The 25,991-nt window shown below is 67.2% G+C and carries 22 protein-coding genes and 2 pseudogenes; 14 read left to right on the top strand and 10 right to left on the bottom strand.

Features of this window, described 5'->3' with window-relative positions; translation table 11 throughout:
* Nucleotides 1–232 precede the first annotated feature (232 nt).
* The 4 genes and pseudogenes from ABD05_RS05115 to flgL all read left to right on the top strand — a co-directional run bounded on the left by ABD05_RS05115 (nt 233) and on the right by flgL (nt 4,363).
* Nucleotides 233–988 carry a flagellar brake protein gene (locus tag ABD05_RS05115; protein WP_047899236.1) on the top strand — a complete coding sequence of 252 codons (756 nt, stop codon included), beginning with the start codon at nt 233–235 and terminating at the stop codon, nt 986–988.
* Nucleotides 989–1,182: 194 nt separating this feature from the next.
* A pseudogene (gene flgK / locus ABD05_RS05110) lies at nt 1,183–2,547 on the top strand (flagellar hook-associated protein FlgK); the annotation flags it as partial.
* 174 nt (nt 2,548–2,721) lie between these two features.
* Nucleotides 2,722–3,114 (top strand): annotated as a pseudogene (locus ABD05_RS39515) (flagellar basal body rod C-terminal domain-containing protein); the annotation flags it as partial.
* A 13-nt stretch (nt 3,115–3,127) separates the two neighbouring features.
* Nucleotides 3,128–4,363 (top strand): flagellar hook-associated protein FlgL, encoded by a 1,236-nt coding sequence (flgL, locus tag ABD05_RS05105; RefSeq protein WP_047899234.1) that lies wholly within the window; start codon nt 3,128–3,130, stop codon nt 4,361–4,363.
* 116 nt (nt 4,364–4,479) lie between these two features.
* Here the strand turns inward: flgL and ABD05_RS05100 are convergent, their stop codons facing one another.
* Entirely contained in the window at nt 4,480–5,109 is a 630-nt protein-coding gene (locus tag ABD05_RS05100) for a hypothetical protein (protein ID WP_141684899.1), read from the bottom strand.
* Nucleotides 5,110–5,314: 205 nt separating this feature from the next.
* Between ABD05_RS05100 and ABD05_RS05095 the strand changes: the two genes are divergently transcribed.
* On the top strand, nt 5,315–6,622 hold the full coding sequence (locus ABD05_RS05095) for a solute carrier family 23 protein (protein WP_047899232.1): 1,308 nt from the start codon (nt 5,315–5,317) through the stop codon (nt 6,620–6,622).
* A 39-nt stretch (nt 6,623–6,661) separates the two neighbouring features.
* On the opposite strand, the gene ABD05_RS05090 is transcribed toward ABD05_RS05095, so the two are convergent.
* On the bottom strand, nt 6,662–7,546 hold the full coding sequence (locus ABD05_RS05090; protein ID WP_047899231.1) for a transcriptional regulator GcvA: 885 nt from the start codon (nt 7,544–7,546) through the stop codon (nt 6,662–6,664).
* A gap of 96 nt (nt 7,547–7,642) precedes the next feature.
* Here ABD05_RS05090 and ABD05_RS05085 point away from each other — a divergent pair, with 96 nt between their 5' ends.
* The 9 genes from ABD05_RS05085 to ABD05_RS05045 all read left to right on the top strand — a co-directional run bounded on the left by ABD05_RS05085 (nt 7,643) and on the right by ABD05_RS05045 (nt 15,647).
* Complete coding sequence (locus tag ABD05_RS05085; RefSeq protein WP_047899230.1) at nt 7,643–8,269, top strand: chromate transporter; 627 nt, start codon at nt 7,643–7,645, stop codon at nt 8,267–8,269.
* Nucleotides 8,266–8,793 (top strand): chromate transporter, encoded by a 528-nt coding sequence (locus ABD05_RS05080; RefSeq protein ID WP_047899229.1) that lies wholly within the window; start codon nt 8,266–8,268, stop codon nt 8,791–8,793. The genes ABD05_RS05085 and ABD05_RS05080 overlap by 4 nt, the downstream gene beginning before the upstream one ends.
* Before the next feature lie 58 nt (nt 8,794–8,851).
* Nucleotides 8,852–9,574 carry a YoaK family protein gene (locus tag ABD05_RS05075; protein WP_047899228.1) on the top strand — a complete coding sequence of 241 codons (723 nt, stop codon included), beginning with the start codon at nt 8,852–8,854 and terminating at the stop codon, nt 9,572–9,574.
* A 293-nt stretch (nt 9,575–9,867) separates the two neighbouring features.
* Nucleotides 9,868–10,989 carry a porin gene (locus ABD05_RS05070; RefSeq protein ID WP_047899227.1) on the top strand — a complete coding sequence of 374 codons (1,122 nt, stop codon included), beginning with the start codon at nt 9,868–9,870 and terminating at the stop codon, nt 10,987–10,989.
* 375 nt (nt 10,990–11,364) lie between these two features.
* Complete coding sequence (locus ABD05_RS05065) at nt 11,365–11,592, top strand: hypothetical protein (RefSeq protein WP_047901084.1); 228 nt, start codon at nt 11,365–11,367, stop codon at nt 11,590–11,592.
* 244 nt (nt 11,593–11,836) lie between these two features.
* Nucleotides 11,837–13,195 carry a glutathione-disulfide reductase gene (gene gor / locus ABD05_RS05060; protein ID WP_047899226.1) on the top strand — a complete coding sequence of 453 codons (1,359 nt, stop codon included), beginning with the start codon at nt 11,837–11,839 and terminating at the stop codon, nt 13,193–13,195.
* A 566-nt stretch (nt 13,196–13,761) separates the two neighbouring features.
* Nucleotides 13,762–14,433 carry a CsgG/HfaB family protein gene (locus ABD05_RS05055; protein ID WP_193389172.1) on the top strand — a complete coding sequence of 224 codons (672 nt, stop codon included), beginning with the start codon at nt 13,762–13,764 and terminating at the stop codon, nt 14,431–14,433.
* 94 nt (nt 14,434–14,527) lie between these two features.
* Entirely contained in the window at nt 14,528–14,971 is a 444-nt protein-coding gene (locus ABD05_RS05050) for a DUF4810 domain-containing protein (protein WP_047899224.1), read from the top strand.
* 10 nt (nt 14,972–14,981) lie between these two features.
* Entirely contained in the window at nt 14,982–15,647 is a 666-nt protein-coding gene (locus ABD05_RS05045) for a DUF799 domain-containing protein (protein ID WP_047899223.1), read from the top strand.
* 123 nt (nt 15,648–15,770) lie between these two features.
* Here ABD05_RS05045 and ABD05_RS05040 read toward each other — a convergent pair whose 3' ends face one another.
* The 8 genes from ABD05_RS05040 to ABD05_RS05005 form a co-directional block, all read right to left on the bottom strand.
* Nucleotides 15,771–17,072, bottom strand: coding sequence for an NAD(P)/FAD-dependent oxidoreductase (locus ABD05_RS05040; protein WP_047899222.1), 1,302 nt, complete (start codon nt 17,070–17,072; stop codon nt 15,771–15,773).
* Between the two features lie 25 nt (nt 17,073–17,097).
* Complete coding sequence (locus tag ABD05_RS05035) at nt 17,098–18,402, bottom strand: NAD(P)/FAD-dependent oxidoreductase (RefSeq protein WP_047899221.1); 1,305 nt, start codon at nt 18,400–18,402, stop codon at nt 17,098–17,100.
* Nucleotides 18,403–18,514: 112 nt separating this feature from the next.
* Complete coding sequence (locus ABD05_RS05030) at nt 18,515–20,089, bottom strand: DUF3138 family protein (RefSeq protein ID WP_047899220.1); 1,575 nt, start codon at nt 20,087–20,089, stop codon at nt 18,515–18,517.
* 101 nt (nt 20,090–20,190) lie between these two features.
* Complete coding sequence (locus tag ABD05_RS05025) at nt 20,191–21,030, bottom strand: ABC transporter permease subunit (RefSeq protein WP_047899219.1); 840 nt, start codon at nt 21,028–21,030, stop codon at nt 20,191–20,193.
* On the bottom strand, nt 21,027–22,013 hold the full coding sequence (locus ABD05_RS05020; RefSeq protein WP_047899218.1) for an ABC transporter permease subunit: 987 nt from the start codon (nt 22,011–22,013) through the stop codon (nt 21,027–21,029). Before ABD05_RS05020 ends, ABD05_RS05025 begins: the two co-directional genes overlap by 4 nt.
* A gap of 10 nt (nt 22,014–22,023) precedes the next feature.
* Nucleotides 22,024–23,178, bottom strand: a complete 1,155-nt coding sequence (locus ABD05_RS05015; RefSeq protein WP_047899217.1) for an ABC transporter ATP-binding protein — start codon at nt 23,176–23,178, stop codon at nt 22,024–22,026.
* A gap of 188 nt (nt 23,179–23,366) precedes the next feature.
* Nucleotides 23,367–24,485 carry a polyamine ABC transporter substrate-binding protein gene (locus ABD05_RS05010; protein WP_047899216.1) on the bottom strand — a complete coding sequence of 373 codons (1,119 nt, stop codon included), beginning with the start codon at nt 24,483–24,485 and terminating at the stop codon, nt 23,367–23,369.
* Nucleotides 24,486–24,546: 61 nt separating this feature from the next.
* On the bottom strand, nt 24,547–25,980 hold the full coding sequence (locus ABD05_RS05005; protein WP_047899215.1) for an aspartate aminotransferase family protein: 1,434 nt from the start codon (nt 25,978–25,980) through the stop codon (nt 24,547–24,549).
* Between the last annotated feature and the right edge of the window lie 11 nt (nt 25,981–25,991).

Here is a 25,991-nt window from a genome sequence, read left to right as displayed (position 1 = left end):
GCACCGGCTGATAGCAGGCCCGGCCCACCGCCAGTTACCCTCTCAGGACCGCGCCCGGCAGCCCGCCGCGCGCGGTTTCAACGTTTGCGCGAAAAAAATCGGCAAATCGATCTAAACTTTCGGTCAGCACTGCCGCTAAGTGTGAGAGACCTGCGACCGGGCCCGTGCTCCGGCCCCGTTTTATTGCGCACCGGTTGCCCCGGGCGCCCATGACAAGAAAGACCGGCTAGCCATGAATATCGAAACGTCGACGGACCCCAGCCTGGATGCAGGCCACTCCGGGCCCGACTATGCCCGCCGCAATCCGCTGGAAATCGGTGTGCAGCTGCGCAACCTCGTGAACCGCGGCGATTTCCTGACCGTCCAGTACCCGGGCGGCCAGCTCGTCACGCGCCTGCTCGAGGTCGACGTCGGCGCACGGACGTTCACGTTCGACTGGGGCGCGCTGTCCGAGCAGAACGCCGGCATCCTCGCCGCGTCGCACTGCACGTTCGCGGCCTCGCCGGAGGGCGTGCGCGTCGAATTCACCACGGGCACGCCGCGCGAGACGCGCTACGAGGGGCTGCCCGCGTTCGTCGCCGATTTCCCCGAAGTCCTGATGTGCATCCAGCGCCGCGAATATTTCCGGGTCGATGCGCCGATCGTCGATCCGTTCCTGTGCCGCGGCAAGCTGCCGGACGGCGAGAGCTTCCTGTTCGAGGTGCACAACCTGTCGCTCGGCGGCGTGGGGCTGCGCACGGCCGACGAACGCGTCGAGGCGCTCGAGGTCGGCACGCTGCTGCCGGACGTCGAGCTCGAGCTGACCGGCCACGGCAAGCTGTCGCTCGACCTGCAGCTCGTGTCGCAGCGCTCGACGCAGATGCCGAACGGGTCGCGGCGCTACCAGCTCGGCTTCCGCTACATGTCGCTGCCGGGCAGCGCGGAGAACACGCTGCAGCGGCTGATCACGCAGCTCGAGATGAAGCGCCGCTCGCTCGCGCGGGCCTGACGCGCACGCGGTCGCCGGCCCCGCACGGGCCGCCCGCGCACCGCCGCCGGCCCCGCCGGACGGACGCTCCGACCAGCGATGCGCACCCGCGCGTCGCGCGTGCATTTTTTCCTCAATTTTTTCGATCCGCGGCCGATATACCGGGAGTCACGCAACCCGGCGGCCGCAGCGCGGCCGGCTCATCAGGATCGCGCATGTCCAACACACTCATGAACCTCGGCGTCAGCGGCCTGAATGCCGCGCTCTGGGGCCTCACGACGACCGGCCAGAACATCAGCAACGCCGCGACGCCGGGCTATTCGGTCGAACGACCCGTCTATGCCGAGGCGAGCGGCCAGTACACGAGCAGCGGCTACATGCCGCAAGGCGTGAATACCGTCACCGTGCAGCGGCAGTACAGCCAGTACCTGAGCGACCAGCTGAACGGCGCGCAGACGCAGGGCGGCGCGCTGTCGACGTGGTATTCGCTCGTCACGCAGCTGAACAACTACGTCGGCAGCCCGACGGCCGGCATCTCGACCGCGATCACGAGTTATTTCACGGGGCTGCAGAACGTCGCGAACAGCGCGTCCGACGCGTCGGTGCGGCAGACCGCGATGAGCAATGCGCAGACGCTCGCGAACCAGATCACGGCGGCCGGCCAGCAGTACGACGCGCTGCGCCAGAGCGTGAACACGCAGCTCACGAGCACCGTGACGCAGATCAACGCGTACACCGCGCAGATCGCGCAACTGAACCAGCAGATCGCGTCCGCGAGCAGCCAGGGCCAGCCGCCGAACCAGCTGATGGACCAGCGCGACCTCGCGGTGTCGAACCTGTCGAACCTTGCCGGCGTGCAGGTTGTGCGCAACAGCGACGGCTACAGCGTGTTTCTCGCGGGCGGCACGCCGCTCGTCGTCGCGGACAAGAGCTACCAGCTCGCGACCGTCACGTCGCCGTCCGATCCGAGCGAGCTGACCGTCGTGTCGCAGGGGATCGCCGGCGCAAACCCGCCGGGGCCGAACCAGTTCCTGTCCGACGCGTCGCTGTCGGGCGGCACGCTCGGCGGCCTGCTCGCGTTCCGCAGCCAGACGCTCGACCCCGCGCAGGCGCAGCTCGGCGCGATCGCGACCAGCTTCGCCGCGCAGGTCAACGCGCAGAACGCGCTCGGCATCGACCTGTCGGGCAATGTCGGCGGCAACCTGTTCGCGACCGGCTCGCCGATCATCTACGCGAACCAGGGCAACACCGGCAACGCGGCGCTGTCCGTGTCGTTCGCGAACGCGTCGCAGCCGACCACGGGCGACTACACGCTGGCGTACGACGGGACGAACTACACGCTGACCGACCGCGCGAGCGGCACGGTGGTCGGCTCGTCGACGTCGATGCCGGCCTCGATCGGCGGGCTGAACTTCTCGTTCTCGTCCGGCTCGATGAGCGCCGGCGACAAGTTCACCGTGCAACCGACGCGCGGCGCGCTGAACGGCTTCGGCCTCACGACGTCGAACGGCTCGGCGATCGCGGCGGCGGCGCCGTACGTGCCGTCGGCCACCACGACGAACACGGGCACCGGGACGATCGGCGGGCTGTCGGTCACGAGCGCGGCGGCCGCGGCCAACGCGCACAACTACACGATCACGATGGGCGGCACCGCCGCCAGCCCGACCTACACGGTCACCGACAACACGGCCGTGCCGCCGACGACCACCGCCGCGCAGCCGTACCAGGCCGGCACGCCGATCACGCTGACGGCCGGTGTCACGGTGACGGTGTCGGGCACGCCCGCGGTGGGCGACACGTTCAAGGTCGCGCCGAACACCGGCGGTACGAACGACGGCAGCAACGCGCTCGCGCTGTCGAAGCTCGTCAACTCGAAATCGTTCGGCAACGGCTCGACCACGCTGACGGGCGCGTACGCGAGCTACGTGAACAGCATCGGCAACACGACGAGCCAGCTGAAGTCGTCGAGCGCCGCGCAGACCGCGCTGGTCGGCCAGATCACGCAGGCGCAGCAGTCGGCGTCGGGCGTGAACCAGAACGAGGAAGCGGCCAACCTGATGCAGTACCAGCAGTTCTACCAGGCGAACGCGAAGGTGATCCAGACCGCGTCGACGCTGTTCCAGACCGTGCTCGGCCTGTTCAACTGATTTCGGGGAAGCGATGCGGATTTCCACCACCCAGTTCTACCAGCAGAACGTCGCTCAGATGAGCGACCAGCAGGCGCAGCTGTCGCAGCTGTACCAGCAGATCTCGAGCGGCGTGAGCCTCGCGACGCCGGCCGACAACCCGCTCGGCGCGGCGCAGGCCGTGCAGTTGTCGATGACGTCGGCGACGCTGTCGCAGTACGCGTCGAACCAGAACGCCGCGCTGTCGTCGCTGCAGAAGGAAGACCAGTCGCTGATCAGCGTCAACAACCTGCTGAACAGCATACATACGGTCGTGATCCAGGCCGGCGACGGCTCGCTGTCCGACAGCGACCGCTCGGCGCTGTCGACGCAGCTGCAGGGCTATCGCGACCAGTTGCTGACGCTCGCGAATTCGACGGACGGCTCGGGCAACTACCTGTTCTCGGGCTTCCAGTCGACCACGGCGCCGTTCGCGAACGCGCCGGGCGGCGGCGTGACCTACAGCGGCGACGCGGGCACGCGGCAGGTGCAGATCGCCGACACGCGCTCGATCTCGCAGGGCGACAACGGCGCGAACGTGTTCCTGTCGGTGCCGATGCTCGGCAGCCAGCCGGTGCCGCTCGCCGGCGCGGGCAACACGGGCACGGGCACGATCGGCGCGGTGTCGATCACGAGCCCGTTGGCCGCGACCAACGCGCACCAGTTCGCGATCACGTTCGGCGGCACGGCGGCCGCGCCGACCTATACGGTGACCGACAATTCCGTCGTGCCGCCGACCACGACCGCCGCGCAGCCGTATTCGGCCGGCGCCGGGATCGCGCTCGGCAACGGCCTGTCGGTGCCCGTGTCGGGCAAGCCGGCCGCCGGCGATACGTTCACGGTCACGCCCGCGCCGCAGGCCGGCACCGACGTGTTCGCGGCGCTCGACACGATGATCGCCGCGCTGAAGGTGCCGATCAGCAGCAACACGACAGTCGCTGCCGCGCTCGCGAACGCGATGACCACCGGCACGACGAAGCTGAACAACATGATGACGAACGTCCTCACCGTGCAGGCGTCGGTCGGCGGCCGCGAGCAGGAAATCAAGGCGATGCAGGCCGTGAACCAGACCAACACGCTGCAGGTCAGCAGCAACCTGGCCGACCTGACGAGCACCAACATGGTGGCGACGATCAGCCAGTTCCTGCAGATGCAGAACGCGCTGACCGGCTCGCAGAAGGCTTACGCGCAGCTTCAGAACCTGTCGCTGTTCCAGTACATCAACCCTTGATGCACGGCGCGTCCGCGGCGATGTGAGCGCGTGCTCACATCGCGCGGGTCGTGGGTTGGGATGTACAGGGACCGAGCGGAGGCGTCGATTCCGGTCCGGCAGGAATGCGCGCTCGCTCAGTCATCCGGGATGTTTCCCGGCGCGCACAGTTTCATCGATTTCATGGGCACCGCGCCTCGGATATTCTCTTCGGGAATGAGGGAGAATGCTGGCCAGTCCGCTTCATCGACATAGACCTCTCCAGCCTTGCACCGCATGTGTGCCTGGCGCGGCCGCGTATCGCACCATGCGCCGTCTATTGCACATCGCTGCCAGCGCGGAATCGTGCCTGATATCGCGACGGAGCCGCGCGATGCCTTGCTGTATGTCGGAACCTCGCGCGTCGTGATGGCCATATACATGAAATCGAAATTCGCTTGGACGGGGCGGGCGGCGTCGGCTGCCCGGTAGTGTCGGTGAAGTTCCGCGATGTAGTAGCCGCTTCCGGCAAGCAGCGCTGTGGCGGACAGGAATAGGGCTGTCAGCGAGAGCCGCTTGACGGTGACCTGTGCGCGTCGCGTGGCAAGGTGGCCAATCAAAACAAAACCGAGCAGGCATGTGCCGACCACCATGATGAATATGCCGGCGGACCGATTCTCGCAGTCGTAACCGCACACCGGGGCAAAGGCCAGAATCAGCTTGGCGGCGGCGTATCCCGAAGCGGTGCCGGCAAAGGCCAATGCGAGAAGCGAGACTGCGCGATTCACTTGATCTCCCAGAAGCGCGTTTTCCTCGACTGTCCGAGGTCGGAGAATCCGAACCCGTATTTTGACCGATGAGCGCCTGCTTTCTCAGTCGAGCGTTCGGGCTTGCCGCGCTTGCCAGCCCCAGTCCCGCTCCGTAAACTCGCGCCAGATTCCAGACCGGCGCGCCCTCCGCAGCCGGCGACAGACCGACAGGAGCCCTTTTCCCATGTCCGATTCCTACTTCCCGCGCTGGCGGGTGCAATCGACCGGCGCGGCGTCGCGCGTGGTCGGCCCCGACGAGCGCCTCGCGTGGCCGCAGATGGTCGCGATGGGCGTGCAGCACGTCGTCGCGATGTTCGGCTCGACCGTGCTCGCGCCGCTCCTGATGGGCTTCGACCCGAACCTGTGCATCTTCATGTCGGGCATCGGCACGCTGCTGTTCTTCGCGCTGGTCGGCGGCCGCGTGCCGAGCTACCTCGGCTCGAGCTTCGCATTCATCGGCCTCGTGATCGCGGTGACGGGCTACGGCGGCAGCGGCCCGAACCCGAACATCCCGGTCGCGCTCGGCGGGATCGTCGCGTGCGGCGTCGTGTACGTCGCGCTCGGCGCGCTGGTGCAGGTGATCGGCACGCGCTGGATCGAGACGCTGATGCCGCCCGTCGTGACCGGCGCGGTCGTCGCGGTGATCGGGCTGAACCTCGCGCCGATCGCGGTCAAGGGCGTGTCGGCGTCGACCTTCGACTCGGTGATGGCGCTCGTCACGGTGCTCTGCGTCGGCGGCGTCGCGGTGTTCGCGCGCGGGATGATGCAGCGCCTGCTGATCCTCGTCGGGCTCGCGATCGCGTACGCGATCTACGCGATCGCGACCAACGGGATGGGCCTCGGCAAGCCGGTCGACTTCGCGATCGTCGGGCATGCCGCGTGGTTCGGCGTGCCGGCGTTCCGCGCGCCGGTGTTCGACCCGCACGCGATGCTGATGCTCGCGCCGATCGCGGTGATCCTCGTCGCCGAGAACCTCGGCCATATCAAGGCCGTCAGCGCGATGACGGGGCAGAACCTCGACCGTTACGTCGGCCGCGCGTTCATCGGCGACGGCCTGGCGACGATCGTGTCGGGCAGCGTCGGCGGCACGGGCGTCACGACGTACGCGGAGAACATCGGCGTGATGGCCGTCACGCGGATCTACTCGACGCTGGTGTTCGCGGTCGCCGCGCTGATCGCGATCGGGCTCGGCTTCTCGCCGAAATTCGGCGCGGTGATCCAGACGATCCCTGGCCCCGTGCTCGGCGGCGTGTCGATCGTCGTGTTCGGGCTGATCGCGGTGACGGGCGCGCGGATCTGGGTCGTCAACAAGGTCGACTTCTCCGACAACCGCAACCTGATCGTCGCGGCCGTCACGCTCGTGCTCGGCGCCGGCGACTTCTCGCTGAAGTTCGGCGGCTTCGGGCTCGGCGGGATCGGCACCGCGACGTTCGGCGCGATCATCCTGTACGCGATCCTGCGCCGGGAAAAGGAACCGGGCCCGGTGGTGTGACCGGGAACGGGCGGCGCAACGCCGCCCGTCGGCGCGCACTCACGCGCCGGTATTCGACTGCGCCTGCAGCCAGGCGCAGAACTGCGCGACGAGCGGATCGTCGGCCGGTGCGCGCGGCGCGATCCACCAGTAGCTGCGCGTCGCGATGCGCGGCCCGGGCAGCGGCATCACGAGCCGGCCGCTCGCGAGTTCGTCGTCGATCAGCGGCAGCGGGCCGAGCGCGACGCCGAGCCCGTCGACGGCCGCCTGCAGCGCCAGGTAGAAGTGGTCGAACGACTGCCGCTTGCGCCCCTTCATCGTCACGCCGGCCGCCGCGAACCAGTCGCGCCAGCCTTCCGGCCGCGTATCCGAATGCAGCAGCACGTGCCGTGCGAGGTCGTCCGCGCGCGCGATCGGCGCGCGCTTGAGCAGCGCCGGGCTGCAGACCGGAATCACGCTTTCGTCGAGGAAGTGGCCGCTCGTGCAGTTCGGCCAGTGGCCGGGGCCGCGGCGGATCGCGACATCGAAGCCGTCGAGCGCGTCGAGCGGCGCGTTCGACGTCGACAGCTTCAGCTCGACGTTCGGCACGTCGCGCTGGAACCGCGACAGGCGCGGCAGCAGCCATTTCATCGCGAAGGTCGGCAGCGCGTTGATGCGCAGCACGCGCGCTGCACCGGTGTTGCGCAACTGCTCGGTCGCGTGCGCGATGCTGTCGAACGCCGCGCGCACGGTGTCCAGGTAACGGCGGCCTTCGTCGGTGAGCTTCACGCGCTTGCCGTAGCGGTGGAACACCGGCTTGCCGAGCCACGCCTCGAACGCGGCGATCTGCCGGCTGATGGCACCGTGAGTCACATGCAGCTCGTCGCCGGCGGCGCTGAAGCTTTCGTGTCGTGCCGCGGCTTCAAAGGCCCGAAGCGCGGAGAAGGGCGGGAGATCGCGTGCCATGCTTGTGATTCTAGATCACAAGGGCGCGCCGATAAAATCGTTTTGCCGGGATCGGGAACGGCGGTAACCTCGGCGGATCGTTCGATGAGGATCCCAATGCAATCCGTTTCCCCGCCGCCTGCCGCGCCACCTCGCAGCGTCGGTCTCGCCGAGCTGTTCACCGGCTTCCTGTCGCTCGGCCTCATGTCGTTCGGCGGCGCGCTGCCGTTCGCGCGGCGCACGATCGTCGACGAGCGCAAGTGGCTCTCCGCCGACGAATTCACCGATCTGCTCGGCCTGTGCCAGTTCCTGCCGGGCGGCAACGTGATCAACCTGTCGGTCGCCGTCGGCATGCGCTTTCGCGGCGTCGCCGGCGCATTCGCGGGCATTCTCGGGCTGATCGCGGGGCCGACGCTCGTCGTCGTCGCGCTCGGCGTGCTGTACGCGAAGACGCAGAACGATCCGCACGTGCAGCACCTGTTCGCGGGGCTCGCCGCGGCCGCCGCCGGGCTGCTCGTCGCGATGGCCGTGAAGGTCGCGAAGCCGCTGCGGCACGCGCGCGCGGCGGCCGGCATCGCGGCGCTCGCGTTCGTCGCGATCGCGGTGCTGCGCCTTCCGCTGCTGACGACGATGCTGGTGCTGACACCCGTCAGCGTGTGGCTCGCGTCGCGGCGCCGCGACGCGGGCACGCCGCAGCCGGCGCAGGCTGCGGTGCGCGATACGCAGCCGGGAGGCCGGCCATGAACGACACGCTGGTCGCGATCGCGACGATCTTCAGCCAGTTGTCGCTGCTCGCGTTCGGCGGCGGCAACACGATCCTGCCGGAGATGCAGCGGCAGGTCGTCGACGTGCATCACTGGATGAGCGCGCACGAGTTCACCGCGCTGTTCGCGCTGGCCCAGGCGGCGCCCGGGCCGAACATGATGATCGTGTCGCTGGTCGGCTGGCACGTGGCCGGCTGGGCCGGGCTGCTGGTCGCGTCGCTCGCGAAGTTCGGGCCGTCGTCGATCGTCACGGTGCTCGCGCTGCATGCGTGGGAGCGCTTTCGCGACCGGCCGTGGCGCCGCTACGTGCAGCAGGGGATGATGCCCGTCACGGCCGGGCTCGTCGCGGCGAGCGCGGTGCTGATCTCCGAGGCGTCGAACCGCACGGCGATCCAGTGGGGCATCACGGCCGCGTGCGCGGTGCTCGCGTGGCGCACCCGCATCCATCCGCTGTGGCTGCTCGCGGGCGGCGCGCTGATCGGGCTCACCGGCTTCGGGCAGTGAGCGAAGGACAAGCCATCTTCTGTCCCGCATACTGGCGCGAATATTCACGGGAGGATCGATGGATCTCGACGGCGCCAGCCGCAATCTCACTGTCGCCGCGTTGCTGACGCTGTCCGGCGGCTACCTCGACGCGTACACGTACGTCGGCCACGGCCACGTGTTCGCGAACACGATGACCGGCAACGTCGCGCTGTTAGGTATCAATCTGTCGGCCGGCGAATGGGCCGCCGCGCTGCATCACGTGCCGCCGCTCGTCGGCTTCGTGATCGCGGTGTTCGTCGCGCACCTGCTCGGCCTCGTCGCGCAACGCGGCTGGATGCGGCACACCGCGTTCGCGAGCCTGATCGTCGAGATCGCGTTTCTCGCCGTCGCCGCGAGCGGCCTCGTCGGCGCGTCGAGCGCGTGGCTGATTCCGGGCATCTCGTTCGTCGCGACGCTGCAGACGCTGTCGTTCACCCATCTCGAGGAATTGTCGTACACGTCGGTGATGACGACCGGCAACCTGCGGCGCGCCGCGCAGAAGCTGTTCGTCGGGCTGATCCCGCGCTACGACGCGGGTGCGCTGCACGACTCGGCGCTGCTCGCGACGATCAGCTTCTGCTTCCTGGCCGGCGCGGTGGCCGGCGGCCTCGTGACGCGGCTCGCGCCGGACGTCGCGCTGTGGGGCGCCGTGCTGCTGCTCGTCGGCGCGTTCGCGGAGATCGTGCGGCGTGCGTGGCGTCGCGCGGGGAACGGCGGCGATGGTGGTCGCGACGGCGACGGGGCGGCGCAAGCGGCCTGACGGCGTGTTTCGGGCGGCAGCCGTGGGCGCCGCACCATCGCCGATCCTTACAGCGCCGCGCGCGCACGCCGACACCGTCGCGAACCGTCCCGCCGGCGCGCGGGGCAAGCCCGGCACGGGAAACGTTGTTCCCGGGCGACAGTCACGCGATTACCGCGCGTTTCAATTTCTTTCAGCGATTGCAGTCGTCATATGATTCAGGCCACATCGCGCGCGCCAAAAACGTGTGCGATCGCCACCCGGCTGCGCACGCGGCCGGCAATGAACGGAGACACCTACAAAAAGGAAAGCTCATGAAGCAGACCACCCGACTCGCAGCCATCGCAGGGGGCGCCGCGCTCGCATTCGCCAGCCAGTACGCGGCCGCACAAAGCTCGGTCACGCTCTGGGGCGTCGCCGACGTCAGCGTCCGCTACCTGACCAACGCGAACGCCAAGAACGACGGCCTGCTGTCGATGACCAACGGCGCGGTCACCAACAGCCGCTTCGGCATCTACGGCACGGAAGACCTCGGCAGCGGCCTGAAGGCCGTGTTCAAGCTCGAAAGCGGCGTGAACCTGCAGAACGGCGCATTCGCCGACAGCGGCCGCCTGTTCAACCGTGCGGCATACGTCGGCCTGGATAGCCCGTACGGCACGGTGACCCTCGGCCGCCAGAAGACGCCGCTGTTCGACCTGCTGTCGGACACCTACGATCCGCTGACGGTCGGCAACTACTTCGAAAATGCATGGCTGCCGGTCGCACTCGGCGGCGGCCTGTATGCGGACAACCAGATCAAGTACACGGGCACGTTCGCGGGCCTGACCGCGAAGGCGATGTACTCGACGGGCACCAACTACGAATCGACCGGCGCCGGCGGCTTCTCGGGCCAGATCCCGGGTTCGCTCGGCAAGGGCAATGCGTGGGGCGTGTCGCTGTCGTACGTGATGGGCCCGCTCAGCATCGCGGCCGGCGCGCAGCAGAACAGCGACAACTCGGCGCGCAAGCAGACGATCTACCACGCGAACGTCGTGTACGCGTTCAGCAAGGCGAAGGTCTACGCGGGCTACCTGCGCTCGAAGGACGACACGGGCTTCGTCGACAGCCTGCTCGCGCAGCAGTCGATTCCGGTCGCGAAGGGCACGGGCCGGATCGACGACGGTCCGTTCGCGGGCGTGAGCTGGCAGGTCAGCACGCCGCTGACGCTGACGGGCGCGTTCTACTACGACCACATGCGCAATGCGATGACCGCGAACGGCACGCTCGCGAGCGGCAACCGCTACGCGATCGTCGGCATCGCCGAGTACGCACTGAGCAAGCGCACCGAAATCTACGGCACCGTCGACTTCAACAAGACGAACGGCGCGGCGAACGTCGAGCTGCCGGGTCGCAGCAACCAGACGGGCATCGCGATCGGCCTGCGCAATATCTTCTGACGAACGTCGGAACGCACGCGCCGGCATTCGTCCGGCATGCATCGAAGAGGCGCCGCAAGGCGCCTCTTTTTTTTCGTCATGCGGTGTTCATACGCGTACCCGACTATTCGGCAATCGCTTCATCACGGAATCCCCGCGCCGTAAGCGATCCGTCGGCATTCCAGAACATACTTTTACAGTACGCGCGAAGGCTTTCCGCTACGCTGCGTGCATTGCCCGCTGCGTGCCGTCGCGCACGCGCGGGCGTCGTTCCGGTGGCGCTCGTCGAGCGCGGCCGGCCTGGTGCGTAACTTGTGTATCCGGTGATGACAGACACGGTCTGCCGGTTTTTTTCGTGGGACGATCGGTCTCACGATTTCTTGAAAGGGGATGACGATGGGTATCCTGAACACCGTGGGTGAAATCGCCGGCGCAGTGGCGGCAGTCGAAGGCGCGGAAAAGCTGGATCCGGATGCGGGCCTGCTGACCAAGGCGGCAGCGGCTGTCGCCGGTTTCAAGGGCGCCGAGGCGATCGAGGGCATGCTCGAGAAGAAGGAAGAGAAGCCCGAACAGGCGGCAGACGATACGCAGGCGACGGACGGCAGCGACACGTCGCAGGCCTGAGCATGGCGGCTGGTCCGGCCGCGGGTGCGCCCTTCGCGCGCCCGGGCGGACCTGGTGCCGCGCGCCGGCAGGTCGGGCATGCGGTCGATCGGTGACGCATGACACACCCGGCAGCTGGTTTGACCGGCGAGAGGCGATGCTTCTCGCCGTTTTTTGTTGGGCGCGCGGCATGCGGCGCCGTGCCCCGCACGAAATCCGGAATCTTGCTATCGTGCCGTCATCCGAACTGCGATGAGGCAATGCGATGGATTTCGACTACGACCTGTTCGTCATCGGGGCCGGCTCGGGCGGCGTGAGGCTCGCGCGAATGTCGGCATCATACGGCGCGCGCGTCGGCATAGCGGAAGAGGAGCAGATCGGCGGCACCTGCGTGCTGCGCGGCTGCATTCCGAAGAAGCTGCTCGTCTACGCTTCGCACTACCCGCACGAAGTCGAGGACGCGAAGGGCTTCGGCTGGACCTTCGGCGCCGGCACGCTCGACTGGCCCGCGCTGATCGCCGCGAAGGATCGCGAGATCAATCGGCTGAGCGACATCTACATCAACCTGCTGCGGCAATCGGGCGTCGAGATGCACGCGGGGCGCGCAACGCTCGTCGATGCGCACACCGTCGCGATCGGCGAACGCACGATCCGTGCGCGCCACATCGCGATCGCGACCGGCTCGCGTCCGTCGCTGCCGTCGCGGCCCGGCATCGAGCACGCGATCACGTCGCGCGAGGCGCTGTCGCTCACGGCGTGCCCCAAGCGCATCGCGGTGGTCGGCGGCGGTTATATCGCGGTCGAGTTCGCGGGCATCTTCAACGGCTTCGGCAGTCACGTCGACCTGTTCTATCGCGGCGAGAAAATCCTGCGCGGCTTCGACGACGACGTGCGTCAATTCCTGACCGACGAGATGACGAAGCAGGGCGTCGCGATCCACGCGCGCACGGTGGTCGAATCGATTTCCCGCGCGGACGACGGCACGCTGAGCGTGCGCGCCGGCGAGGCGCAGCACGGGCCGTACGACGCGGTGCTCTATGCGACCGGCCGCGTGCCGAATGTCGACGGGCTCGGGCTCGAACAGGCGGGCGTCTTGCTCGACGCGCGCGGCGCGATTGCCGTCGATGCGTATTCGGCGACGTCGGTCGCGTCGATCCATGCGATCGGCGATGTCACGTCGCGGCCGCAGCTCACGCCGGTGGCGACGCGCGACGGCGCGCTGCTCGCGCGCACGCTGTTCGGCGGGTCGCGCGTCGCGGCCGATCACGAATGGGTGCCGTCGGCCGTGTTCAGCCAGCCCGAGGTCGCGACGGTCGGCCTGACCGAGGCGACGGCGCGCGACTTGTACGACGGCGACGTCGACATCTACCGCACGTCGTTCAAGGCGCTGCGCCACACGCTGTCGGGGCGCGACGAGCGCACGCTGATGAAGCTCGTCGTCGCGCGCGACAGCCAGCGCGTGGTCGGCGCGCACATGGTCGGCCGCGACGCGGGCGAGATCATCCAGGGGATCGCGATCGCGATTCGCGCGGGCGCGACGAAGGCGCAGTTCGACGACACGATCGGCATCCATCCGACCGCGGCCGAGGAGTTCGTGACGATGCGGCAGAAGGTGGCCGACTAGCGGCGCAGGGCGACGCACGGTCGTGCCTGCGGCAGGGTAATCGGGGCATTCGGTTTTCTGCCCCGATTGCTTTCCGGATACCGAGATGTTGAATCGGCGTCTTCTTCGCTATTGATCGACGTGTGCCGATCATCGCGCTCGCGATCGCATCGGCCGATGAGCAATGGACAGGGAGCGCGGCGACCGGGTTCGTCCCGTGTCGATACCGGGCGATCGCCGCCGCCGTGCTGCCGCGATACAAACTTCGTCAATTATTTAAAAGACGTCCCGTCTCAATAAATACGTTTGGTATCATCGCGCAAAATCATACAGGGGGCCGATCATGCGCGATCAACAGCGCAGCATCCGCAATAACGGGGTAACGGGCGCGCACGCGCATGTCGCGTGTTCTGCCGCCTTTCCGCTTTTCGCCGCAACACGCCTGTTGCGCGCACCTTTCCTTCGAATGTCGAAGTCGCCAGTCCGGCGATGAATCAGGCCGTCCGTGCGCCGCGTCGATGCGCGCACGTTCGCACCGACACGCCCGTTCCGGGCAATCTTCCCACGCAAGGAGACCAGCAGTGAAAATCCAGACACGACGCACTGTACTCGTGGCAGCCGCCGTCGTCGCAGCGCTGTCCGGCTGCGCGACCGAATCGTCGCGCACGCTCGACGTGCCGGTGGTGAGCAGCGCGCAGAAGCCTTATGCAGGCAAACCCGTTGCGATCGCGGTCGGCAAGTTCGACAACCGCTCGAGCTACATGCGCGGCATCTTCTCGGACGGCATCGACCGTCTCGGCGGACAGGCGAAGACGATCCTCGTCACGCGCCTGCAGCAGAGCCGGCGCTTCAACGTGCTCGATCGCGAGAACCTCGACGAGATCAAGCAGGAAGCCGGCTTCATGAAGAAGGCGCAGGCCGTGAAAGGCGCGAACTACGTGGTGACGGGCGACGTGACCGAGTTCGGCCGCAAGGACGTCGGCGATCACCAGCTGTTCGGCATCCTCGGCCGCGGCAAGACGCAGGTCGCGTACGCGAAGGTCAGCCTGAACATCGTCGACACGACGACGTCGGAAGTCGTCGCATCGAGCCAGGGCGCGGGCGAGTTCAGCCTGTCGAACCGCGAGGTGATCGGCTTCGGCGGCACGGCCGGCTACGACTCGACGCTCAACGGCAAGGTGCTGGACCTCGCGATCCAGGAAGCCGTGAACCATCTGGCCGACCAGGTTGACGCCGGGGCGCTGAAGGTACCGCAGTAAGTACCGCGGCGAGATTCGAAGTACGTGCCGCAGCGGGCGCCGGGGCCGGCGTCGCGCTCGACCGATTCACCACGACATCAAAAGAGAAAAGACCATGAAACGGGGTAACTGGCTGCCGGCGACGGCAGCTGCATTGCTGCTCGCCGGCTGCGCGAGCTCCACGCCGCCGCTTTATCAGTGGACCGGCTACCAGCCGCAGGTGTACGAATACTTCAAGGGGCAGAAGTCGCCGCAGGAGCAGATCGACGCGCTCGAAAAGGCGCTGCAGGAGATCCGCGGGAAGGGCCATACGCCGCCACCGGGCTTCCATGCACATCTCGGGATGCTGTATGCGAGCGTCGGCAACGAGCAGCAGGCCGAGCAGGAACTGCAGGCCGAGAAGCAGCTGTTCCCGGAATCGTCGACCTACATGGATTTCCTGCTGAAGAAGAAAACCGGCGCAGCGAAACCCGCGGATCAGAAGGCTGCCGGGCAGAAGGGCGCCGACCAGACGATCGCCGGCCAGAAGAACGCCGATTCGAATTCCGCCAAACAGTGACGCACCCGCCATGTTCAAGACTCTCTCATTCAAGCTGATGTCCGTGCTGTCGCTCGTCGCGCTGCTGAGCGCGTGCGCGCAGCCGGTGAAACGACCCGACTACACGGCGTTCAAGAAGAGCCAGCCGCGCTCGATCCTCGTGCTGCCGCCGATCAACGAGACTTCCGATGTCGGTGCGACCTACGGGGTGCTGTCGCAAATGACGTTGCCGCTCGCCGAGTCCGGCTATTACGTGGTGCCGGTCGCGGTGATGGACGAGACGTTCAAGCAGAACGGCCTGACCAACGCGGCCGAGATCCAGGAAACGTCGCCCGCGAAACTGCGCGAAATCTTCGGCGCGGATGCCGCGCTGTATTCGAAGGTTTCGCAGTACGGCACCGTGTACCGGATTCTCGCGAGCGCGACGGTCGTGTCCGCGTCCGCGAAGCTCGTCGACCTGCGCACGGGCGACGTGCTATGGCAGGGCCGGGCGAGCGCGAGCAGCGACGAGGGCGGCAACAACGGCGGTGGCAGCCTGATCGGCATGCTCGTGGTGGCCGCGGTCAAGCAGGTCGCGAACACGCTGATGGATCAGAGCCACGACGTCGCCGCGTTCACGAGCAACCGGCTGTTGTCGGCCGGGCCGCCGAGCGGGTTGCTCTACGGGCCGCATTCGCCGAAGTACGGTACCGACTGATCGACACCGGCCGCCTGCTGCACCGGGGCATCGAAACGGAACGGCCGCGCACGTCAGGTGCGCGGCCGTTTTGCGTCGAAGCAGCCGGAGAAATGCGGAAAGCGGCCGGCGCGGCGCCGCGGCTCAATGCACGCCGAACGCGTCGAGCAATCGATACCAGCTCATCGCGAGCACCAGCGCTGGCGTGCGCAGTGCCTCGCCGCCCGGGAAGTCGCGATGCCGGATCTTGTCGAACAGGTCGAAGCGGCTCGCCTGTCCGTCGATCGCCTCGGCGATCAGCTTGCCCGCGAGCGCGGTCGTGTTCACGCCGTGCCCCGAGAATCCCTGCGCGAAGTACATCGTCGGCGCGACGCGGCCGAAGTGCGGCGCGCGGTTCATCGTGATGTCGACGAAGCCGCCCCATGCGTAGTCGACCTTCACGTCCGCGAGCTGCGGGAACGTCTTCAGCATGTCCGCGCGCATCGCGGCCGCGAGATCGCGCGGCTGCCGCGTCGAATAGCTGACCTTGCCGCCCCACACGAGCCGCGTGTCGGGCGCCGGCCGGAAATAGTCGAGCACGAAGCGGCTGTCGCAGATCGCCGCGCGCGCGGGCATCAGTGCGGCGGCGCGCGCTTCGCCGAGCGGTTCCGTCGCGATCACGTAGGTGCCGACCGGCATGATCTTCTTCGACAGCGCGGGCGCGAGCGTGCCGACGTAGGTATTGCACGCGAGCACGACGTAACGTGCGCGTACGTTGCCGCCGCTCGTTTCGACCACGTGGCCACCCGCGACGTCGCGCACGCGCGTCACGCAACTGTCCTCGTGGATGCGCACGCCCGCGCCGGTCGCCGCACGGGCGAGGCCGAGCGTGTAGTTGAGCGGATGCAGGTGGCCGCTGTCCGGGTCGTACAGGCCGCCGCAATAGCGGTCGGACTGCACGTAGTCGCCGAGTTCGTCGGCTTCGACGAAGTGGAAGCGGTCGTAGCCGAAGCGCTTCGCGGCTTCGTCGCGCCAGCGCTTCAGCGCATCCGCGTCGCGTTCGGTGTTCGCGGCGGTCAGGTAGCCGGTCACCAGCGCGCAGTCGATGTCGTGCTGCGCGATGCGCGACTTCACGAGCGACAGCGTTTCGAGTCCCATGTCCCAGATGCGCTTCACGTCGCTTTCCGGCATGAATTGCCCGAACGTGTCGATGTCGCACGCAAAGCCGCCGATCAACTGGCCGCCGTTGCGGCCGCTTGCCGCCCATCCGACCCGCGACGCTTCGAGCACGGTCACCGAATGGCCGCGCTCGGCGAGGTTGAGCGCGGCGGACAGGCCCGTGAGGCCCGCGCCGATCACGCACACGTCGGCGTCGGTCGCGCCGGCGAGCGGCGCGTGGCGGGTCGTGTCGTTGGCGGTCGCCGCATAGTAGGAGGCGACGTGCGGCTGGTTGGCGAATGTCTGCATGGTCAGGAGAACGGAGAAAGAGGGCTCAGAACAGCTCGCGCACGCGGTGGTACAGCATCCCGAGTTCGAGCGCGGGTTGCCGCCATGCGTCGCCGCCGGGGAAGCGCCGGTGACGCAGGCGCGCGAACAGGTCGAACGCGCGCGTGTCGCCTGCGATCGCGCCGGCAATGGCGCGTCCGGCGATGCCGGTGAGCGCGACGCCGTGCCCGCTGAAACCCTGGACGTAGAAGAAGTTCGGATCGAGCGCGCCGAAATCCGGCGCGCGGTTGCGCGTGACGTCGACGAAGCCGCCCCACGCGTGGTCGACGCGCACGTCGCCAAGCTGCGGGAACACGCCGACCATGCGCTGCCGGATCGTTTCGGCGAGCGTCGCGGGCGACGCGCCGGCCGAATTCGCGCGGCCGCCGAACAGCATCCGGTGGTCGGCCGACAGCCGGAAATAGTCGAGGAAGAAGTTGTTGTCGCACACGGCTTCGCGCTGCGCGATCAGTGCGTCGGCGCGTGCCTGGCCGAGCGGCTCGGTCGCGATGATGTACGACGCGATCGGCGCGATGCGTGCGGCGGTCGCGGCCGGCAGCACGCCGCCGGGGCCCGCGTTGCAGCACGACACGACGAAGCGGCAGTGCACCTCGCCCGACGGCGTGCGCACGACGGGCCGCGCGCCGCGCACGATGTCGAGCGCGGGCGTGTGCGCATACAGCGCGACGCCTTCGCGGCGCGCGGCGTCGGCGAGGCCGAGGCAGTACTTGAGCGGATGCAGGTGGCCCGACACCGGATCGTGCACACCGGCCAGGTAACGCGTCGATGCGATGCGCGCGCGGATCTCGCCGGTGTCGAGCCACGCGAGCGACGGATGGCCCCAGCGCGACGTCGTGGCGTTCATCCACGCACGCAGGTCGTCGATGCGGCGCGGCTTCGTCGCGACCGTCAGGTAGCCGCGCGTGAAGTCGCAGTCGATTCCGTAGCGCGCGATCCGCTCGGCGATCAGCGCGACGCCGTCGAGCGACAGCGACCACGCGGCGCGCGCGCCGTCGGCGCCGAGCTGCCGCTCGATCTCCTCGTCCTTCGCGAAGCCGGTGATCGCCTGGCCGCCGTTGCGGCCCGACGCACCCCAGCCGGGCCGGTGCGCATCGATCACCGCGACGGACAGCCCGCGCGCGCGGCAATCGAGCGCCGTCGACAGGCCCGCGAAGCCGGCGCCGATCACGCAGACGTCGACGTCGATCGTAGCGTCGAGCACAGGGTCATCGACCACGGGCCGCGTGGCCGTCGCTTCGTAGTACGAGTCGCGCGCGAGCGCATCGGCGCGGCGGGTGAAAGACTGCGTCATCAAATCGACTCCTTCGGTACGGCCGGCAGACGGTGCGCGACGCACCGCGATCCGGCCGGCAAAAACGGCACGGGACGCCGTGCGCGCGGCACGGCGTCCCGCGTGTGCTGCGTCAGAACGAATAGATGAACTGCGTCGCGAGCAGGTCGTTGGACTTGCTGTACGAACCGTCGTTGCGCAGGAACACCTTGTTGTTCGCCCAGTCGTGCCGGTATTCGACCTTCACGGTGATCTGCTGGGTCGGATAGAACAGCAGGTCGAGCGCGACGTCCTGACGGATCGCGCCCTTGCACTCGAAGCCGAGGCCGCCGCCGGCCTTCGACGTCGCGAGGCAGTCCGAATCGACGCCGAAGCCGTTGCTCGGATCCATCCCGTTGCCGTTCAGCGCGATACCGCCGCCGCCGCCGCCGTTCTTGCTGTTGACGAGCGCATCGTAGCGCAGTGTCACGCCCATGCGGCCGACCACCGGCGCGTTGAACTTGCGGTGCGCGAGCAGCGACAGCCCGTACCACTGCGCGAGCCCGCCGTTGAACGCCGCATGATCCTGCCTGCCGTAGTCGACTTCGGCGTTGTACTGAATATCGGCAAGCGTGTAGGTCGCGTCGAGTTCGCCGAAGAAGAACGAGCCGTATGCGCTCGGCGCGTTGCCGCCCGGGCCGTAGTGCACGACGCCGTTCGAGTCGATCGCGCTCGCGAGCGTCTGCCGCCCGATGTTGAACGACCCGCCGATGTCGAGCGCGCTCGACCACGTGTAGTCCGCGCGCGCGGTGAAGGTCGGCACCTTGTTGCTGGTGCTGATCGGATCGCCGAGCGCGTTGGTGCCCGTCTGCGTGACCGAGCCGTACGTGCGGTACTGCTCGTTGCCGAGGAAGAACTTCCACGCCCAGTTGCCCTTCGTGTAGTTCGCGCCGGCACCGATGTAGCTGCCCGGATCGGAGAAGTCGTACAGCAGGTTGTGCGTGAGCGTGAGCATCTGGTTCGACTGCTGCACCTCGTAGCCGCCGAAGCTCGGGATCAGGCCGGCGACGAGCGTCGTCGTCGCGCTGATCGGCACGTTGACGACCGCCGTGTTCAGGATGTTGTTGCCGATGTTGCCGCGCGAGTTCTGCAGCAGCGTGATGCCGTTGCCGCGGTTCGGCATCAGCGTGATCTCGGCCGACGGCGCCATCGGGCCGACGCCGAAGGTCTTCTTGATGTCGAGGTAGAGGTCGCCGAACGTGCTGTTGAAGTAGTTGTACGCGCTCTCGTGGTTCGCGAACAGGAACGACGACGTGCCGGCCGCGCGATTGTAGATGTAGGTCGGATCGATGTAGCCCGTCACCGACAGGCCGGCGAGCGGGCCCGTGTTGGCCGCGTCGGTCAGCGAGTCGACCTTCAGCTGCTGGTTCGCGATCTGCTGTTTCATTTCGCCGACCTCGTCGTTGGTCAGCGTGGCCTGCGCCTTGCCGTAATCCGGCGAGCCCGGATCGACGGCCACCGCAACCGGCGCCGCGCCGGACTTCGCACCGGCCTGCGCGACAGCGGCGCCGCCCGGCTTCGCGGCGAGCTGCGCCTGCATGGCCTTCATCTGTTTCTGCAGCGCCGCGACCTGCGCCTGCAGCGCCTTGATCTCGGCGGATGTCGAGTCGGCCAGCGCGATGCCCGGCAACGCGCCGGCCACCAGCAGGCAGATCAGTTTCTTCTTCATTGCGGATTCTCCTTGTCGTGCGCCAGTCAAAGTGCGATTGGTTTGCGCGCCGCAGGGTGCGGCGCGCGGGTCTTGTTATCGATGAAAAGAACAGGGGAGGCTCACGCCACCGCGAACGCCGCCTTCATGTCGGCCACGCGGCGCCGCTCGCGCGCGATCATCATCCGGTTCACGACGATCACGCCGATCGTCACGGCCGTGATGAACAGCGTCGCCAGCGCATTCATCTCCGGGTTCAGCCCGAGCCGCACGCGCGAGAACACCACCAGCGGCAGCGTCGTCGAACCCGGCCCCGACAGGAACGCCGACAGCACCAGGTCGTCGATCGACAGCGTGAACGACAGCAGCCACCCCGACAGCAGCGCCTGCGAGATCAGCGGCAGCGTCACCACGAAGAACACTTTCAGCGGCGTCGCGCCCAGGTCCAGCGCGGCCTCCTCCAGCGACTTGTTCATCTCCTTCACGCGCGACTGCACGATGATCGCCACGTACGACACGCACAGCATCACGTGACCGATCCAGATCGTCAGCATCCCGCGCCCCTTCGGCCAGCCGAACATCTGCTCCAGCGCCACGAACAGCAGCAGCAGCGAGATGCCCTGGATCACTTCCGGAATCACCAGCGGCGCGTTGATCATCCCCGTGTAGAGCGTGAAGCCCTTGAAGCGGCCGAAGCGCGCGAGCACGAAGCCCGCCCACGTGCCGATCACGACCGACGCGGTGGCCGTCAGCAGGCCGATCTTCAGCGACAGCCACGCGGCGGTCAGCAGCTCGTCGTCGTCCAGCAGCGCCGCGTACCACTTCAGCGAGAAGCCCGACCACACCGTCACCAGCTTCGACTCGTTGAACGAGTACACGACCAGGCTGATGATCGGGATGTACAGGAACAGGAAGCCGAAGGCGAGAACGCCCGTCGACAGCGGTTTGCTCGGCTTGATCATTTCGCTTCCTCCAGTTCCTTGACCTGGTAGTACTGGAACAGCGCCATCGGCACCAGCAGCAGCATCACCATCGCGACCGTCACCGCGGACGCCATCGGCCAGTCCATGTTGTTGAAGAATTCATCCCACATCACGCGGCCGATCATCAGCGTGTCGGCGCCGCCGAGCAGTTCAGGAATCACGTACTCGCCGACCGCCGGGATGAACACCAGCAGGCTGCCGGCGATGATCCCGTTCTTCGACAGCGGCAGCGTGATCCGCGTGAACGCGACCCACGGCTTGGCGCCCAGGTCGTACGCGGCTTCGAGCAGCGTGAGGTCCATCTTCACGAGGTGCGCGTACAGCGGCATCACCATGAACGGCAGGTACGAATAGACCATCCCGATGTAGACGCCGGCATCGCTGTGGTACAGCCGCAGCGGCGTGTGGATGATGCCCAGCGCGATCAGCGTGTGGTTCAGCAGGCCGTCGTCCTTCAGGATGCCGATCCATGCGTACACGCGGATCAGGAACGACGTCCAGAACGGCAGCATCACGGCCATCATCAGCACGTTGCGCCGGTTCGGTTCGGCGCGCGCGATGTAGTACGCCATCGGGTAACCGATCAGCAGGCACAGCACCGTCGACACGGCGGCCATCTTCAGCGAGCTGAGGTAGGTCGCGATGTACAGGTCGTCCTGCAGCAGGAACGCGTAGTGCGACAGCTGCAGCGCGAAGTGCACGACGCCGTCCTTCATCTCGACGAGCGACGTGTACGGCGGGATGCCCATCACCTGGTCGGCGAAGCTGATCTTCAGCACCAGCACGAACGGCAGCGCGAAGAAGACTGCGAGCCACAGGAACGGCACCCCGATCGCGACGCTGCGGCCCGACGGCAGGAGGCGCGACAGCGCGGTGAAGCGGCCCGGGCGGGACCGGCCGGCGCCGGTGCTTGCTGCGCCGGTCGACACCGGCGCGGACGGAGTGGAAGCGGAGGTTCTCATCGTGTCGTCCTCATTGCGTCAGCACGACGCCGCTGGCCGGCGACCACGACACGAACACGTCGTCGTTCCAGGAAGGCGCACTGTCGGTCATCAGGTGCGAGCTCGACAGGTTCGACACGACCGTCTTGCCGCTCGGCAAACGCACGTGATACAGCGAGTAGCTGCCCATGTACGCGATATCGGTGACGACACCGCGCGCCCAGTTGTGTTTCGAACCCGGCTTGTCATGCGACACGTGCACGCGTTCCGGGCGCACCGAGATGCCGACCGGCATCCCGAGCGGGCCCGTCACGCCGTGGCTCACGTACATGCGCGCTTCGAGGTCGTCGCTTTCGACGAAGATATGGTCGGGCTCATCTTCGACGACACGCCCTTCGAACAGGTTGGTCGAGCCGATGAATTCGGCCGAGAAACGGCTGTTCGGGTATTCGTAGACTTCGCCGGGCGAGCCGATCTGCACGATCTTGCCTTCGCTCATCACCGCGAGGCGGCTCGCCATCGTCATCGCCTCTTCCTGGTCGTGCGTGACCATCACGCAGGTCACGTCGACCTTCTCGATGATGTTCACGAGTTCGAGCTGGGTCTTCTGGCGGATCTTCTTGTCGAGCGCGGACATCGGCTCGTCGAGCAGCAGCAGCTTCGGGCGCTTGACCAGCGAGCGCGCCAGCGCGACGCGCTGCTGCTGGCCGCCGGAGAGCTGATGCGGCTTGCGCTTCGCGTACTTGCTCATCTGCACGAGTGCGAGCGCATCGGCCACGCGTTCCTTGATCTCGTTCTTCGGTGTGCCTTCCTGCTTCAGGCCGAACGCGACGTTCGATTCGACCGTCATGTGCGGGAACAGCGCGTACGACTGGAACATCATGTTCACCGGTCGGCGGTACGGCGGCAGCGACGCGAGGTCTTCGCCGTCGACGAAGATCTTGCCGGAGGTCGCCGTTTCCAGCCCGGCGAGCATGCGCAGCAACGTCGACTTGCCGCAGCCCGAGCTGCCGAGCAGCGCGAACAACTCGTTTTTCGCGATCGTCAGGTTCACGTTGTCGACGGCCGTGCTGTCGCCGAATTTCTTCACGACGTTTTCGATGCGCACGAACGCGTCGTTTTGCGTACGGGCCGCGGTGGCCGGTTGGGTCTGTCGTGCAGCAGCGGAAGAGGGTATCGATTGCATGGGAGTCACCATTCGTTCTTCACGGATTGCAGGCGTGAGCGTCCCCGCACGAGGCGCGCAACGCGACTCGCGGACAACGGCTCGTGCCGGATGGAACAGTGCGCGCGACGCGCGCGGGCGGACGGAGGTCCGCGAATCTCAGGCGGGCAGGCGTGAAGCGATGCCTGCGCCGCCGTTATGCATCGCGATCAGTGGCCGGTTTTCAGCTGCGCCCACAGACGGTTTTCGAGGCGCAGGATGTCGGCCGGCATCGGCTTCATCAGCACCATCTTCTTCAGCACGTCTTCAGGCGGATAGACGGTCGGGTCCTGCGCGACGGCCGGCGTGACGAACTGGTGCGCGGCCTTGTTCGCGGTCGGGTAGAACACCGTGTTGGTGATCGCCGCGTTGACCTTCGGATCGGACACGTAGTTGATCCACTTCAGTGCAGCCTCGGGGTGCGGCGCATCCTTCGGGATCACCATCACGTCGAACCACAGCAGGCCACCTTCCTTCGGGTTCGAGAACTTGATGTCGTACGAGCGCTTCGCTTCCGACGAGCGGCGGTGCGCGATACCGACGTCGCCCGACCAGCCGAGCACGACGCACACGTCGTTGTTCGCGAGGTCGTTGATGTAGCCGGACGAGTTGAACTGGGTGATGTACGGGCGGACTTTCTTCAGGACTTCGAACGCAGCCTGGTAATCGCCGGGGTTCTTGCTGTTCGGATCCTTGCCCATGTATTGCAGCGTGGCGGCGAACACGTCGACGGCCTGGTCGAGGAACGACACGCCGCAGCTCTTCAGCTTCTCCATGTTGGCCGGGTCGAACACCAGTGCCCAGCTGTCGACGGGCGCCTTGTCGCCGAGCGCCTTCTTCACCGCCTGCGCGTTGTAGCCGATGCCGTCCGTGCCGTAGGCCCAGGGGACGCCGTACTGGTTGCCCGGATCGGCATCCGAGATCATCTTCATCAGCAGCGGGTCGAGGTTCGCGAGGTTCGGCAGCTTCGACTTGTCGAGCTTCTGGTACACGCCGGCCTGGATCTGCTTGGCCATGTAGTTCGACGTCGGCACGACGATGTCGTAGCCCGAGCTGCCGGCAAGCAGCTTCGCCTGGAGCGTGTCGTCGCTGTCGTAGTTGTCGTACTTGACGTGGATGCCCGTCTGCTTCTGGAAGTTCGGGATCGTGTCCGGTGCGATGTAGTCGGACCAGTTGTAGACATTCAGCTCGTCGGCGGCATGCGCCGACGGGCTGGCGACCGACGTGAACGCTGCCGCGGCGGCGAGGGCGGCAACGGAACAGGCTTGGCGAAGAATGCAGGCACGCATGGTGGAGTTCCCCTGGTTATGGCGGCGTGCGGCGCCCGCCGCACGCCTGTAGACAAAGCCGTTACGAAATACCCAGTTGCTGGGCGGTTGCATCGACGGCCTTCTTCGCCTTCGACACGAGTTCATCGATTTCCGGACGCGAGATCACGAGCGGCGGCGACAGCAGCATCCGGTCGCCGGTCGCGCGCATGATCAGGTTGCCGTTGAAGCAGAAGTCGCGGCAGATCGTGCCGACGTCGCCGCCGTTCGCGAAGCGGCGGCGTTCGGCCGGCGATTCGGCGAGCTGCAGGCTCGCGACGAGGCCATGGCCGTGCACTTCGCCGACGATCGGGTGACGCGCGAAGGTTTCGCGCATCAGCGCCTGGAAGTACGGGCCCGTATCGTTCTTCACGCGCTCGACGATCCCTTCGTCGCGCAGCAGCTTCAGGTTCGCGACCGCGACGGCCGCGGCGACCGGATGGCCCGAGTACGTGAGGCCATGGTTGAATTCGCCGTTGTCGATGATCGGCCGCGCCACCCGCTCGTGGATCCCGACCGCGCCCATCGGCACATAACCCGACGTCAGGCCCTTCGCCATCGTGATCAGGTCCGGCTCGAAGCCGAAGTGCTGATGCGCGAACCATTCGCCGGTGCGGCCGAAGCCGCCGATCACTTCGTCGGCAACGAGCAGGATGTCGTACTTGCGGCAGATCCGCTGGATTTCCGGCCAGTAGGTCGACGGCGGGAAAATCACGCCGCCCGCACCCTGGAACGGTTCGCCGATGAACGCAGCAACATTCTCCGCGCCGAGTTCGAGAATCTTCGCTTCGAGCTGCTGCGCACGCGCGAGGCCGAACGCTTCCGGTGTCTCGCCCGGCTGCGCTTCGCCGAAGAAGTACGGCTGGTCGATGTGCACGATGTGCTCGACCTTCGACGGCATCTGCTCGTGCATGTAGCCCATCCCGCCGAGCGTGCCGCCGGCGATCGTCGAGCCGTGATAACCGTTCCTGCGCGAGATCACGTATTTCTTCTGCGGCTTGCCCTGCACGCGCCAGTACTGGTGCACGAGGCGCAGCACGGTGTCGTTGCCTTCCGAGCCGCTGTTGCAATAGAAGAAGTGGTTGAAGCCGGCGGGCGTCACTTCCGCGAGCATCGCGGAAAGCTCGATCACCGGCGGGTGCGTCGTCTTGAAGAACGTGTTGTAGAACGGCAGTTCCTGCAGCTGGCGATACGCGGCATCGGCGAGTTCCTTGCGGCCGTAGCCGACGTTCACGCACCAGAGGCCGGCCATCCCGTCGATGACCTTGTTGCCGTCCGAGTCCCACAGGTAGACGCCGTCGGCCTTCACGATCACGCGGCTGCCCGCGCGGTTCAGCGCGCCCATGTCCGAGAACGGGTGGATGTGGTGCGCGGCGTCGAGCGCGCGGTATTCGGCGGTCGAGCGTGCCTGCGTCGCGCGCGGCGCGGCGGCCGGCGCGGCCGGCTGGATCCAGGCAGATTCGTTGCGGTAAGTCATGTTTCCTCCGT

Source organism: Burkholderia pyrrocinia (assembly GCF_001028665.1).
GTDB classification, from domain to species: Bacteria; Pseudomonadota; Gammaproteobacteria; order Burkholderiales; family Burkholderiaceae; genus Burkholderia; species Burkholderia pyrrocinia.
Note: the sequence above shows the minus strand (reverse complement) of the source record. Positions and strands in the feature narration are given on the sequence as shown.